Source organism: Micromonospora sp. L32 (genome assembly GCF_052068055.1).
GTDB lineage: Bacteria > Actinomycetota > Actinomycetes > Mycobacteriales > Micromonosporaceae > Micromonospora > Micromonospora purpureochromogenes.
Genome location: NZ_JBQHDD010000002.1, coordinates 834986 through 848201 on the forward strand (window position 1 = coordinate 834986; position 13216 = coordinate 848201).

Consider the following 13216-nt stretch of genomic DNA (forward strand, 5'->3'; position numbering starts at 1 on the left):
CGCCACCGGCGACGGCCTAGATTTCGCGGCGTGACCGAGACCTCGACGCCGCGGACCGACTGGGCCGACCCGCACTGGCAGGCGACCGTCCTGGAGTGGGTGGCCGACCGGCTCGACCGGAGCGGTCGTCGGGTGACCGGGCCCGTCGAACCCCGGATGCGGCCCTGGTCGCTGGTCTGGCGGGTGCCCACCGACAGCGGGGACGTCTGGTTCAAGGCCAACAACCCGGGCACCCGGCACGAGGCGGGGCTCGTGGCCGAGCTGGCCCGGCTGACCCCGGACCGGGTGCTCCACCCGATCGCCGTGGACACCGGGCGCGGCTGGTCCCTGCTGCCCGACGGCGGCCCGAGCCTGCGGGACACGCTCGCCGCCGCGCCGGACCTGTCCCGCTGGGAGCGGCTGCTGCCCGGGTACGCGGCGCTCCAGCTCACCGTCGCGCCGCACGCGCAGCGGCTGCTCGCCCTCGGGGTGCCCGACCACCGGCCGGCGGGGCTGCCGGAACGGTTCGAGGTGCTGCTGGACGACGAGGAGGCGCTGCTGCTCGGCGCGGAGAACGGGATGGACCCGGAACTGCACCAGCGGCTGCGGGCGTACCGGGGGGAGTTCGGGGCGCTCTGCGGGCGGCTGGCGGACTTCGGGGTGCCGGCGAGCATCCAGCACGACGACCTGCACGACGGCAACGTCTTCGTCGCCGCCGACGGGTACCGCTTCTTCGACTGGGGGGACGCCTCCGTCGCCCACCCCTTCGGCACGCTGCTGGTGACGCTGCGCTCCGTGGCGTACGCCGGCGAACTGTCCGCCGACGACCCGGCGCTGCTGCGGCTGCGGGACGCGTACCTGGAGGCGTGGACCGACCGGTACGACCGGGCGGCGCTGCGCGAGGCCGCCGAGCTGGCGATGCGGGTGACCACGGTCAGCCGGGCGCTGTCCTGGCAGCGCGCCCTGGTCACCCCCGACCCGGCCCGCGCCGAGTACGCCGAGGCGGTGCCCGGTTGGCTCGGGGAGCTCTTCGCGCCGCTGCCGGTCTGACCGTCCGCTGCCCGGCGCGCGGGACTGATATCCCGGCAGGCTCCGGAATGGACGCCGACGGGGTGGACAGCACGCCGTGGGCCAGGCAGGATTCCCCCCGGTCGGTGTTGAGCGCGTGTCCACGCCCGCTCCGCCGTCCGACGACCTTCACCAGAACGGGGAATCCGTGACGATCACCTCCGCTCCGACGGGCCTACGCCGTGCCGCCCGCCGGATGCTCACCGCCGCCGTGGCCGGGATGCTTCTCGCGACCGCGGCGGTCGCCGCACCGAGCGAGCCGGCGCAGGCCGCCGGCTACACCGGACCGCACCCGGGCACCTTCACCGGGCTGGGCTTCGACGCCTGCACCGCGCCGTCGGACGCGCAGATGACCGCCTGGCTGCAGTCGCCGTACCGGGCGGTCGGCGTCTACATCGGCGGGGTCAACCGGGGCTGCACCCAGCCCAACCTGACCCGGGAGTGGGTGGCGAGCCAGCAGGCGAAGGGTTGGCGGCTCTTCCCGCTCTACGTCGGCCTCCAGGCGCCCTGCACGACCTACCTGCGGCGGATCGACCCGGCGCAGGCGGCGGCCCAGGGTCGGGCGGCGGCCGACGACGCGGCGACGAACGCCCGCAACCTCGGCATCGTCCTGCAGAGCACCATCATCCTGGACATCGAGTACTACAACGCGGGCGACGCCGCCTGCTCGGCCGCGGTGCTCTCGTTCAGCAGCGCGTGGAGCGCCCGCCTGCACGACCACGGCTACCTCTCCGGTCTCTACACCAGCAGCGGCGGGGGCGGTCTCCAGGACCACGTGGCCGCCTACGGGAAGCCGGGACACGTGTCTCCCGACCTGCTGGACTTCGCCAACTGGGACGGCGTGAAGACGGTGTCCCACCCCACCATCCCGGCGACGTACTGGGTGAAGCGGCGGATGAAGCAGTACCAGGGCGACCACGACGAGACGTGGGGCGGCGTCACGATCAACATCGACAGCAACTACCTCGACCTGGAGCTGCCGCCGACGCGGTACCGGTCCGGTGTGGTGAGGCCGACCCGCTGACCCGAGCCCTCCCAGCGTCCGACGACCCTCACCAGAACGGGGAACCCGTGACGATCACCTCCGCTCCGTCGGGTCTGCGGCGGGCCGCCCACCGGCTGCTGACCGCCGCCGTGGCCGGGATGCTCCTCGCCACCGCCGGGATCGCCGCCACCGACCGCCCGGCTCGGGCCGCCGGCTACACCGGGCCGCACCCGGGCACCTTCACCGGGCTGGGCTTCGACACCTGCGCCGCGCCCACCGGCGCCCAGATGACGGCCTGGCTGCAGTCGCCGTACCGGGCGATCGGGATCTACATCGGCGGGGTCAACCGGGGCTGCGCGCAGGCCAACCTCACCCGGGAGTGGGTGGCCAACCAGCAGGCCAAGGGCTGGCGGTTCTTCCCGCTCTACGTCGGCCTCCAGGCACCGTGCTCGACGTACCAGCGGAAGATCGACCCGGCGCAGGCAGCGGCGCAGGGGCGGGCGGCGGCCGACGACGCCGTGACCAGGGCCCGGGGCCTCGGCCTCCCGGTGCAGAGCACGATCATCCTGGACATGGAGCGCTACCCCTCGGGCGACGCCGCCTGCTCGACCGCGGTCCTGAAGTTCACCAGCGCGTGGACCGCCCGCCTGCACGACCACGGCTACCTGTCCGGCCTCTACACCAATACCCGGTCCGCCGGTCTCCAGGACCACGTCGGCGCCTACTCCCAGCCCGGTCACATCCGACCGGACGTGGTGGACTTCGCCAACTGGGACGGCGTGCAGACGACGTCGGACCCGGCCATCCCGGCGAACTACTGGGTGCCGAAGCGGCGGATGAAGCAGTACCAGGGCGACCACCACGAGACCTGGGGCGGCGTCCGGCTCAACATCGACAGCAACTACCTCGACCTCGAGGTGCCGATGACCCGCTACCGGTCGGCGACGGTGACGCCGACCCGGCCCAGTTCCCGCGCCGCCGGGTTCGGTCCGTTCCGTATGACCCGCTCGACCCGCTGACCCGAGCCGCTCTCGCGTCTGTCGCTCCGATGACGGACAGGCGGTGCGACAGGGGGTCGTGGAACTTCCAAAAGTCGGCAGTGACCCACATCACCCCAGGTCACGGCTCGTTGGGCAGGTCATGGACGTCTTCTCCCGAACGTTCCTCCCGGCCGCCGCCGAGACCGGCCTGGCGGTCCAGACCGTGAGCCGGCACATGCCGATCTTCCGGCAGTGCGTGGGCTCCGGCGACGCCACCATCCTGGTCGCCCGGTGCGGTCGCCCCGACCGGCCGGTGGCCGGCGAATACCTTCTCCTGCTCACCCACCGCCGGATGGTGGTCACCCAGCAGACCCGGGTGCTGCACCGGCTCCGCCTGCACCTCAACACCGAGCTGCGCGAGCTGAGCAACGTCACCTGGAGCCCGGACCCGCGCTCCCAGTCGGTCGACCTGGCCGCCACCGCGATCGACGGCGTCCGTGAGCGGTTCGTCATCCACACCCAGCACCCGAAGCAGGTGTGGCAGCTCGACACGCTGCTCAACCACGCGTTCCGTACCCGGCTGCGCACGCCGAAGGAGCGGGTCGTCGCCACCATCGGCGAGGCGCCCGCCACCGCCGGTGGTCCGGCGCTGCGGCCCGTACCGGCCCGCTGACCGCATCCTTACCTGACCCGAACACGGCCGTACGTCGCCGGTGACCGCCCGTCGGTCATCATGGGCCGGTGACCGTCGACGCCCCGCAGCGCGGACTCGTCCTCGTGGTGGAGGACGAGCCGGCCATCGCCGACCTGGTCCGGCTCTACCTGGTCCGGGACGGCTTCGGCGTGCACCTGGAGCGGGACGGCACGGCCGGCCTGGCCGCCGCCCGCCGGCTGCGCCCGGTGGCCTGCGTACTCGACATCACGCTGCCCGGCCTGGCCGGCACGGAGATCTGCCGCCGGCTGCGCGAGGCCGGCGACTGGACGCCGGTCATCTTCCTCACCGCCCGCGACGACGAGGTCGACCGGATCGTGGGGCTGGAACTCGGCGCGGACGACTACGTCACCAAGCCGTTCAGTCCCCGCGAACTCGTCGCCCGGGTCCGCGCGGTGTTGCGCCGCACGGCCGGCGTGCCCGAGGGGGTGGAGCGCGCCCGGACGGTCGGCGCGGTCACCCTCGACCCGGCCCGCCGCACGGTCACCGCCGGCGGCGCCCCGGTCCAGCTCACCTCCACCGAGTTCGACCTGCTCGCCCACCTGATGGCCCGACCGGGCCGGGTCTTCACCCGGGAGGAACTGCTGGCCGGGGTCTGGGGGTACGCGGCGCACGCCGGCACCCGCACCGTCGACGTGCACGTGGCGCAGGTTCGGGCCAAGCTCGGCGCGGCCAGTGTGATCCGCACCCACCGCGGCGTCGGGTACGCGGCCGATGGCTGACCCCGGCCGACCGCGCCCCGACCGGCCGCACGAGCCCACCGTGGCGCTGCCGGTGCTCGGGCCCCGGCCCGCCCCCGCGCCCCGGCGTCGCCGGATCACCGACACCCTCACCGCCCGCGCGGTCCTGGTCACCTGCGCGGTGGCGCTGGTCTCCGTGCTGGTCACCGCCCTGGTCGCGGTCCCCCTCGCGGTACGCGGCGCGGAGCGCCGCGACCAGGCGGCGCTCGCCGCGCAGGCCCGCCTCGCCGCCGACGTGCTGCGGGTACGCCCGGTGCGGCAGCGGGACGCCGCCGGCGACCGGCTGATCCGCCAGCTCCGCCAGCAGGAGATCGAGGTGTACGTCGTGCGCGCCGGCACGGTCGACCGCCCCGGGCTGCCCAGGCAGGTGGTGAACCGGATCTCCGCCGGCAAGGACGTCTCCGGTCGCCGGCTGGTCGACGGCCGGCGCGCCCTGGTGGAGGGGCGGGCCCTGCCCGACGGGGACGGCGTGGTGCTGACCCGCGCCACGACCAGCGGCCCCTGGCGCGAAGTGCTGCGTAGTCTCTGGCTGCCGCTGCTCGCCGGGCTCGCCGCCGGGGTCGCCGCCGGACTGCTCCTCGCCCGCCGGCTGGCCCGGCCGATCCGGCACGCCGCCGACGCCGCCGCCCGGCTGCGCGCCGGCGACCGGGCGGTACGCGTACCGGTGGAGCCGCCGGACGAGGTGGCCGACCTGGCGTACGCGCTGAACGGGCTGGCCGCCGCGCTGGCCACCAGCGAGGGACGGCAACGGGAGTTCCTGCTCTCCGTCTCGCACGAGCTGCGCACCCCGTTGACCGCGATCCGGGGCTGGGCCGAGGCGCTGGCCGACGGGGTGATCGGCGCGGACGAGGCGCCGGGCACCGGGCGGACCATGCTGGCCGAGGCGGAGCACCTGGACCGGCTGGTCAGCGATCTGCTGGCGCTGGCCCGGCTGGAGGCGGCGGACTTCCCGCTGGAACCGGTCCCGGTCGACCTCACCCGGCTGGCCGCCGACGCCGAGCGCACCTGGTCGGACCGGTGCGCGGCGGTCGGCGTGCCGTTCCGGCTGGAGGCGCCGGACACGCCGGTGCCCGCGTACACCGATCCGGGACGCATCCGGCAGGTGGTGGACGGGCTGCTGGAGAACGCGCTGCGGGTCGTACCCCCGGGGGCGCCGGTGGTGCTCGCGGTCCGGCCGGCGGGCACGGACCCGGCGGCCGGCGGGGTGGTGGAGGTCCGCGACGGCGGGCCCGGCTTCACCGACGACGACCTGGCGGTGGCCTTCGAGCGCGGGGCGCTGCACCAGCGCTACCGGGGGGTGCGCAAGGTGGGCAGCGGACTCGGGCTGGCGCTCGCCGCCGGCCTGGTCCGCCGGCTGGGCGGCGAAATCGCCGCCGGGCACGCCGCCGAGGGCGGGGCGGCGTTCACCGTCCGGCTGCCCGCCCATCCTTACCTGACCCGAACATCGGCCTGACGCGGCGCCCATCGGGCCGCGCGACGCTGAGAGCACCACGGACGAGAGGGAGTGTCATGGCACGTCAGGGATTCGCCGTCGCCACCACGTCGCTGCTCGCGGCGGTCGCGCTGGGCCTCACCGGCTGCGGCCCGGCCCAGGTCGCCGACGGTACCGCCCAGCAGGCCGCGGTCGACGTCGCCGCGGCGATGGGCGTGGAGGGACAGGCGCTCGCCGCCATGGGCTTCGACCCGACCGAGCTGGAGCTGGTGGCCGCTCCCGCGCCGTCGGCCTCCGGATCGGCCGAGGCGGAGGCCGGCCCGAAGGGCAAGCGTGGTGAGCGGGCCGAGGAGTGGCGCAAGCGTCGCCAGGCCCGGGTGCTGCTGCGGAAGAACACCCTGCACGGCGAGGCCGTCGTGCAGACCAAGGACGGCGGCACCAAGACGGTCGTGGTGCAGCGCGGTGAGGTCACCGCGGTCGACGGTGACTCGGTGACCGTCAAGTCCACCGACGGCTTCACCCTGACCTGGACGTTCGGCGACAAGCTCCGGGTGATCGAGCGGCGAACGACGATCCAGTCGAGCGACGTCAAGGTCGGCACGAGGATCGGGGTGGCCGGCGCCAAGGACGGCGACGCCACCGTCGCCCGCCTGATCGTGGTGCCGTTCAAGCAGCAGTAGTTCGGGCGACCCGGGACGGAGCCGGCGCGGACCACCGCGCCGGCTCCGCGCGGTCAGTAGACCCGGGACCCGATGAAGTCGTCGTGCCCGTACCCGACCGGGTTGGCGAACGACCGGGACTCGAAGGACCACTGCTGCCGGCTGCTGGTGGAGCAGCCGGCCAGCCGCAGCCGTGGGGTGCCCAGCCACGGGTTGTCGAACGCCACGCAGAGGTTGGTCGCGCCGGCCGGCTTGAGCTGGTTGCCGGCGAAGACGAACTTCTGGTTGGCACCACCGTGACAGTCGTAAATGTTGATTGCCGTGCCGGCGGTCAGGGAGCCGCCCGCCACGTCGAGGCAGCGGTCGTGCGACAGCTCCGAGTGCAGCGACCGGCGGGCCGGGTCGTACCAGAAGCCCTGGTTACGGCCACCGTGGCAGCCGTACGACTGCTGGACGGTGCCGTTGCGTGAGTCGTATCCCCTGCCGTCCACGCAGGTGCCGGTGGCGGCGTTGCGCAACTGCTTGAACTCCAGCAGCCCGGGCTGGAGCAGGCCGGTGCCGGTGCTGGCCGGGTCGACGCAGGTGGCCCGCTGGAGGCCTGCGTTCCAGAACTGGGTGATGCACTGGGCGAACATGCCGTGCCCGCGGATGTTGGGGTGGAACGACTGCCGGGCGGCGTTCTCGTCCCAGATCCCCACCTCGATGTAGAGGCCGCGGACCGAGGTGTTGTCGGTGCAGACCTCGTGGCCGTGGAAGAGCCGGCTGGCGTCGAGGTAGCGGGTGCCGGTGTTGGTGGCCGCCGCCCGCAGCGCCGACTCGAACAGCGGCACCGCCTTGTTCCGCGCGAACGCGGCGTCGGCCAGGTAGAGCAGGCAGCCGCCCGCGTACCAGCCGGGGAAGTTGGGGTTGTCCTCCACGTCCGGGCTGCCCGGGCTCGGGTACGACATCAGCACCAGCTCGTAGTCCGACCCCAGGTAGCCGGCGTCGGTCATGGTCCGCCGGATGTCGGTGAGCGCGTCCTCGACGGCCCGCCGGCTGCCGTCGGTGCGGATGGTCCACTGGTCGGTGTAGGTCGGGTAGCAGGGGCCCTGGAAGAAGACCCGGCGGATGGTGCAGTCGGTGGCCACCGGACCGAACTGGATGGTGCCGTCGCCGTTCGCGCCGACCACCACCCAGATCAACCTGACGTGCGTGTTGCGCGCCTTGATGGCCAGGTAGTCACCCTGGTTGAGCTCGTTGTGCTGGGTGGGCCCGCCCCGGATCAGGTTCCACGGGGTGGCGCCGGAGCAGGCGATGTTGTACTTCTCGTCGGCGGCTATGCCGGTGCGGAACACCGCCTGGTCGTACGAGCGGTCGCACCAGTTGCCGTTCTGGTGGGTGCCGGGCACGTAGTTGCCGACCCCCTCGCCGGAGATCTCGCTGTCGCCCATGGTGACCAGGGCGGTGCGGCGTTGCTCCAGCGGCCGGATCTCCGGTGCGCCGTAGAGCGCGGTGGCCTCGGCGGCGCGGATCGCTTCGAGGTTCGTCGGGAGTGGCTGGACGGTCGGGCGGTCGGCGGCGGCTGCGGGGGAGGCCGGCCCGAGGAGCAGGGGCAGGACGAGGGCGGCGGCGGAGACGACGGCGAGTGCCCACCGTCGGATCCCCGGTGCGCGCCTGGTGGGGGTGCCAAGCATCGACGCACTCCTTTCGGCTCGATCGCGGGATGTCGATCGAGTTACCGGACGGTAACGTGGGCGATGCATGGATGTGAATATGTCTCGGAAAGGTTTCCGCCATCTGCGCGGCGCGTCCCCGACCGCCGGACCACTCGCCTCCGCCACGACTTGCGGCGTGTCGCGGTGTCCCGGCCGTCGGACACCGCGACCCGCCGCAAAGCGCGCCGGCGGACGTGGTCGGGCGGCGCGGCGGTGGGCGGGGCGGTCGGGTGGGGTGGGGCGGTCAGCGGCCGGGCGGCCGGGCGTAGCCGACGTAGTCGCGGAACTCCAGCGTCCAGCCCGCCGGCACCAGCTTGGCGCACGCCGTACGGCTGCCGGTGCAGACGATCGCGTCCACCGAGGCCGGGTCGGCCGGCGGCCGCTCCGGCAGCACCGACTGCAACGCCACCAGCTCCGGCGAGCGGCCCTCCACGTCGCGGAGCAGCAGCCACCAGGGGTACTCCCAGTTGTCGTTCTGCTGCACCAGGCCGATCCGGCGGGCGTCGCTCGCCCGTACCGCCGCCGCGGCCCAGCGGAACTCCTCGGCCCACTGCGGCCGGCGCAGGAAGCGGGTGTCCCACTCGGAGGTGGTGAAGACCGAGCCGGCGCCGACCAACCGGCGCGGGAAGCCGTACGACAGGGCCAGCACGCCGGCCAGCGCGGAGGCGGCCAGCATGCTCACCACCAGCCCGGCCGCGACCGACCGCCGCCCGGAGTCGAGCCGGTGCCGCAGCAGCGCGTCCAGCCAGAGCCCGGCCAGCGGCACGGCGGCCACCAGCGCGTAGAGCAGCAGCCGGTTTCCCCAGGGCTGCCACTTGATCGTCGCGGTGTGCAGCCCGACGGCCACCACCACCGCGACCGCGTACGCCCGCAGGGCCGCCGGCCCGGTCGGGCTGATCCGGGCCGGCCGGGCCAGCGCGAACAGCGCCCCCAGCAGCGCCAGCGTGCCGGCCAGCGGGAACGCCACCCGGTCCTCGTCCGGGTACCAGGCCGGCACCGGGAACACCTCCCGGCCGAAGGTGATCGCGCGGTCCTGCGGGTCGACGCCGATCGCCCGCGAGCCGTCCGCGATCGCCCCGGCCGTGCCGGCGCGCAGCGGCGCGAGCGGGGTGTCGAACGCGGTGTGACCAATCCGCAGCGCGTTGACCAGGATCGACGCCGGGTCGTGCCGTTCCATCGGGATGGACTCGCGGAGCCGGGGCGGGCCGAGCGGGTGACCGAACTCGACGGTCACCCGGGCCAGGAACGGGCCCACCACCGCCGCGGCCACCAACAGCACCAGCAGCGATCCGGCGACCGTCCGCACCACCCCGGCGCCGCCACGCCCCTCCCCGGCAGACCCCGAACCGGCCGACGCCGAGCCCGTCGGCGTCGAGCCCGCCAAGCCCGAGCCCGCCGGCACCGGGCTGGTCGACGCCGAGCCCGCGCCGCCGGTCTCCGAGACTGGAACCACCTCCGTCGACGCCGGGCGGAACGCCAGCCGGAGCTGGGCGACTCCCCAGAGCACCAGCAGCGGTCCGACCGCGAGCAGGCCGCTGGTCTTGGTCAGCGCGGTCAGGCCGGTGGCCGCGCCGAGCGCCAGCAGGCTCCCGACGTCCGCGCGCCGGCGCAGTCCGTCCAGCGCCAGCGTCCCGGCGCAGCCGGCCCAGGCGGCGGCCACCAGGTCGGTCTGGGTGCTGGTCGCCTGGAGCGCCACCATCGGCGTGGTGGCCAGCAGGAACGCGGTGAGCAGCTGGGCCCGCCGTCCGCCGCCGAGCTGCGCGACGACCCGGGTCGCCACCACCAGGCAGCCCAGCGCGGCGGCCCACTGCACCAGGTTGTGCAGCGCGTCACCGCCGGTCAGCAGGCGCAGGTGCAGCAGCAGGTACTCCGCGCCCGGCGGAATGGTCACCTGCCGGTGGATCGCGGTGGGCCAGAAGTCCAGGCTGCCCTGGGCGACCCAGTGCTCCACCTTGGGCAGGTGGTAGGTCTGCGAGTCGAAGTTGTTGGGCTCGGCCAGCAGCGCGACGAGCAGCTCCACCAGCACCAGCCCGCCGACCGTGCCGGCCAGCAGCCGCTCGCCCCGGCTCGCCGTACCCCGGAAGTGGGCCAGCCGGGCCCGGACGCCGGCCAGGGCCGACGCCAGGCCGCCCGGCACGGACGCCGGGGGCGGGACAGCGTCGGGCGGGCCGGCGGGGGAGTCGGGCGTGGCGGCCGGGCCGGCGCCGGACGCCGGGGCGCCGGTCGCCGCCCCGACGAGCGTCCCGGCCCGGGTGGCGGGCGCCACCGCGGCGGACGCCACGGCCGCGCGACGCTGCCACGGGCGGGCCGCCGCCACGGTGGCAGCGAGGAAGAGCAGCCAGGCCACGGCGACGGCCGGCAGGGTCAGCGCGCGCAGCGCGCCCAGCAGTTCCACGGTGAGTACGGCGAAGACGCCGGTCAGCAGCGCGGCGCGGACCACGGCCAGGCGCAGCGGGGCGACCGCGTCCGGGCGGCGGCTCCACAGCACCGAGGTGAGCACCACGAACGCGGCGACGGGCGCCACTACGACCATCCAGCCGGCTGCCGACATGGGCGGAAGTTAACACCATGCTCCTGAAGGGTGGGTGCCCCCTGGCCGTGGTGGCGGCCTCCCTGGCGCTGAGCAGCCAGGCTAGGCTAGGGCCGACTTACTGTCGCCACCGTGGAGATCCCCGTGAAGCTCTCGATCCTCATGCCGGTCTACAACGAGGAAGAACGCATCGCGGATGCCCTCAAGCAGGCATTGGCGGTCGATTACCCGTGCGAGATCGAGCTGGTCGTGGTCGACGACGGCAGCCGGGACGGCACCGGTGAGATCCTCGGCCGGGCCGACGACGCCCGGCTGCGGGTCATCACCCACCAGCGCAACGCGGGCAAGGGCGCGGCCATCAGGACGGCCGTGGACAGCGCCGAGGGTGAGTACATGGTCATCCTCGACGCCGACCTGGAGTACGACCCGCAGGACATCCCGCGCCTGCTCGACCCGGTGCTCGACGGCCGTGCCACGGTGGTCTACGGCAATCGCACCTTCGGCAGCCACAGCGCCTACAGCTTCTGGTACGTGATGGGCAACAAGGGCGTCACGATGGCCGCCAACGTGCTGTTCAACTCCTACATCGGCGACCTGGAGACCTGCTTCAAGCTGATGCCGGTCGAGCTCTACCGCTCCCTCGACGTCCGGTCCCGCGGCTTCGGGATGGAGGCGGAGGTGACCGGCAAGCTGCTGCGCCGCCGCATCCGCCCGTACGAGGTGCCGATCAGCTATCGGGCGCGCGGTCGCGAGGAGGGCAAGAAGATCACCTGGAAGGACGGCGTCGAGGCGCTCTGGATCCTCGGCCGGGAGCGCACCCGCCGCCGTCCCGCCGGCTCAGCCCCGCGCTGACGCCGTCCGCAGGAAACCGTCGACCGACCGGCGCAGACCGTCGGCGTCCAGCCCGTGCCAGCGGGTGTGGTCCTCCGCCGTGCCGTAGCGCCGCAGGTCCGACCGGGCCACGCCGAGGCTGAGCAGCCGGTGCGGGCGGTCGGCCAGTGCCTCCGACACCACCCGGGCCGAGGTGCCGGCTAGGTAGGGCTCGACCAGGATCACCTCCGTGCCGGCCAGCTCCCGCAGGCCGGCGGTGTCGAACGGCCGCGGCCGGTGGGTGTAGGCCACCGTCACCGGCAGGTCGGCCACCGCCGCGAGCGCCGCGTCCAGCACCGGCCCGACGGCCACCAGCAGCGCGGCGCCGGGCCCGGCGTCCCGCAGCACCCGCAGCGCACCGTCCCCGCCGTACGGGCGGCTGTTGCGCTGCGTCGACAGCCGCAGGTACGCCGAGTCCTGCCCGCACACCACGTCGCGCAGCAGCCCCGGCACCTCGTCCGGGTGGCCGGGCACGTGCACGGTCCAGCCGTTCAGCGTGTCGAGCAGGCTGACGTCCGCCGGGCTGAGGTGCGTCCGGCCCGCCGCCGCCCGGTCGTACGACGCCCCGACGCTGACCAGCACCGCGCCCACCCCCTGGTGGTCGAGGTCCAGTTTGATCTGCTCGTAGGCCCGCTCGACGAGGAACGGGGCGTAGCTGTGCACGATCGGGCGTTGCCCGGTCAGCGCCAGCCCGCCGGCCACCCCCACCATCAACTGTTCCCGGATCCCGACGTTGAGCACCCGGTCGGGGTACCGGCGGGCGGCCGGGGCGAACGCGGCGGCCGAGATGTCCGCCAGCACGATGGTGGTACGCGGATCCGCCAGCAGTTCGGTCGCGCTGGCGACGAAGGTCTCCCGCATGCTCTCACTCCCCGTTCTCGACGACCGCGACGACGAGGTGCGGCCGGTGCTTCTCGTGCCCGGTGAGGGCGGCGTGCAGGGCGTCGTGGTCGCGTCCGTCGACGGTGGCGGCGGTCCAGCCGTTGACGGTGAACCGGCTGGCCACCCCGCCCGGCCAGCCGTGGCTGGCGGAGCGGTTGTCCAGCACGATCGCGGTCAGGTTGGCCAGCCCGGTCGCCCCGGCGTACGCGATCGCCTCGTGGTTGGAACCCTCGTCCAGCTCGGCGTCGCCGAGCAGGACGTACACCCGGGGATCGGTGCGACCCTGGGCGCGCAGCCCCAGCGCGGTGCCCACGCCCAGCCCGAGGCCGTGGCCGAGTGAGCCGGAACCGATCTCCACGCCGGGCACCAGCAGCCGGTCCGGGTGGTCGCCGAGGCGGCTGTCCGGGCCGCCCTGGTCGTCCAGCCAGTCGGCCGGGACGAAGCCCTTCGCGGCGAGCACCGCGTAGTAGCCGGCGACGGCGTGCCCCTTGGAGAGCAGGAAGCGGTCCCGATCCGGGTCGTCCACGGTCTGCGGGGTGATCCGCAGGATCCGGTCGTACAGCACCCAGAGCACGTCGACGGTCGAGTACACGTTGGGGCCGAACTCGCGGCCGGCGCGCAGCCGCTCCAGCGGTGCGGCGACCGGGCCCGGTACGGGTGGGGCGGTGGCGGTCGTGGTGGTCAT

At 74.3% G+C, this 13216-nt stretch carries 12 protein-coding genes; 8 read left to right on the top strand and 4 right to left on the bottom strand.

The window, feature by feature from the left end; all coding sequences use genetic code 11:
* Window positions 1-30: 30 nt before the first annotated feature.
* From ACTMTB_RS08605 to ACTMTB_RS08635, 7 genes are all read left to right on the top strand, one after another.
* Window positions 31-1029: a phosphotransferase family protein gene (locus tag ACTMTB_RS08605; RefSeq protein ID WP_441143874.1), complete on the top strand. Its 999-nt coding sequence runs from the start codon at window positions 31-33 to the stop codon at window positions 1027-1029.
* Between the two features lie 166 nt (window positions 1030-1195).
* Entirely contained in the window at window positions 1196-2071 is an 876-nt protein-coding gene (locus ACTMTB_RS08610; protein ID WP_441143876.1) for a DUF1906 domain-containing protein, read from the top strand.
* 47 nt (window positions 2072-2118) lie between these two features.
* Window positions 2119-3051 carry a DUF1906 domain-containing protein gene (locus tag ACTMTB_RS08615; RefSeq protein ID WP_441143878.1) on the top strand — a complete coding sequence of 311 codons (933 nt, stop codon included), beginning with the start codon at window positions 2119-2121 and terminating at the stop codon, window positions 3049-3051.
* Between the two features lie 121 nt (window positions 3052-3172).
* The gene (locus ACTMTB_RS08620; RefSeq protein ID WP_154941210.1) at window positions 3173-3685 is read left to right on the top strand and encodes a hypothetical protein; all 513 of its coding nucleotides are present in this window, start codon (window positions 3173-3175) and stop codon (window positions 3683-3685) included.
* A 68-nt stretch (window positions 3686-3753) separates the two neighbouring features.
* Window positions 3754-4446, top strand: a complete 693-nt coding sequence (locus ACTMTB_RS08625; protein ID WP_441143880.1) for a response regulator — start codon at window positions 3754-3756, stop codon at window positions 4444-4446.
* The gene (locus ACTMTB_RS08630; RefSeq protein WP_441143882.1) at window positions 4439-5917 is read left to right on the top strand and encodes a sensor histidine kinase; all 1479 of its coding nucleotides are present in this window, start codon (window positions 4439-4441) and stop codon (window positions 5915-5917) included. The genes ACTMTB_RS08625 and ACTMTB_RS08630 overlap by 8 nt, the downstream gene beginning before the upstream one ends.
* A 56-nt stretch (window positions 5918-5973) precedes the next feature.
* Window positions 5974-6576 carry a hypothetical protein gene (locus ACTMTB_RS08635; protein ID WP_280839028.1) on the top strand — a complete coding sequence of 201 codons (603 nt, stop codon included), beginning with the start codon at window positions 5974-5976 and terminating at the stop codon, window positions 6574-6576.
* Window positions 6577-6629: 53 nt separating this feature from the next.
* On the opposite strand, the gene ACTMTB_RS08640 is transcribed toward ACTMTB_RS08635, so the two are convergent.
* Together ACTMTB_RS08640 and ACTMTB_RS08645 are read right to left on the bottom strand one after the other, a co-directional pair.
* Window positions 6630-8228: a ricin-type beta-trefoil lectin domain protein gene (locus ACTMTB_RS08640; RefSeq protein WP_441143884.1), complete on the bottom strand. Its 1599-nt coding sequence runs from the start codon at window positions 8226-8228 to the stop codon at window positions 6630-6632.
* 265 nt (window positions 8229-8493) lie between these two features.
* A complete protein-coding gene (locus ACTMTB_RS08645; protein WP_441143886.1) occupies window positions 8494-10800 on the bottom strand; it encodes a hypothetical protein in 2307 nt (768 codons plus the stop codon).
* Window positions 10801-10923: 123 nt separating this feature from the next.
* Here ACTMTB_RS08645 and ACTMTB_RS08650 point away from each other — a divergent pair, with 123 nt between their 5' ends.
* The gene (locus tag ACTMTB_RS08650; RefSeq protein ID WP_441144039.1) at window positions 10924-11631 is read left to right on the top strand and encodes a glycosyltransferase family 2 protein; all 708 of its coding nucleotides are present in this window, start codon (window positions 10924-10926) and stop codon (window positions 11629-11631) included.
* Here the strand turns inward: ACTMTB_RS08650 and ACTMTB_RS08655 are convergent.
* Together ACTMTB_RS08655 and ACTMTB_RS08660 are read right to left on the bottom strand one after the other, a co-directional pair.
* The gene (locus ACTMTB_RS08655) at window positions 11617-12510 is read right to left on the bottom strand and encodes a transketolase family protein (protein WP_441143887.1); all 894 of its coding nucleotides are present in this window, start codon (window positions 12508-12510) and stop codon (window positions 11617-11619) included. The genes ACTMTB_RS08650 and ACTMTB_RS08655 overlap by 15 nt on opposite strands.
* Before the next feature lie 4 nt (window positions 12511-12514).
* The gene (locus tag ACTMTB_RS08660) at window positions 12515-13216 is read right to left on the bottom strand and encodes a transketolase (protein ID WP_441143889.1); all 702 of its coding nucleotides are present in this window, start codon (window positions 13214-13216) and stop codon (window positions 12515-12517) included.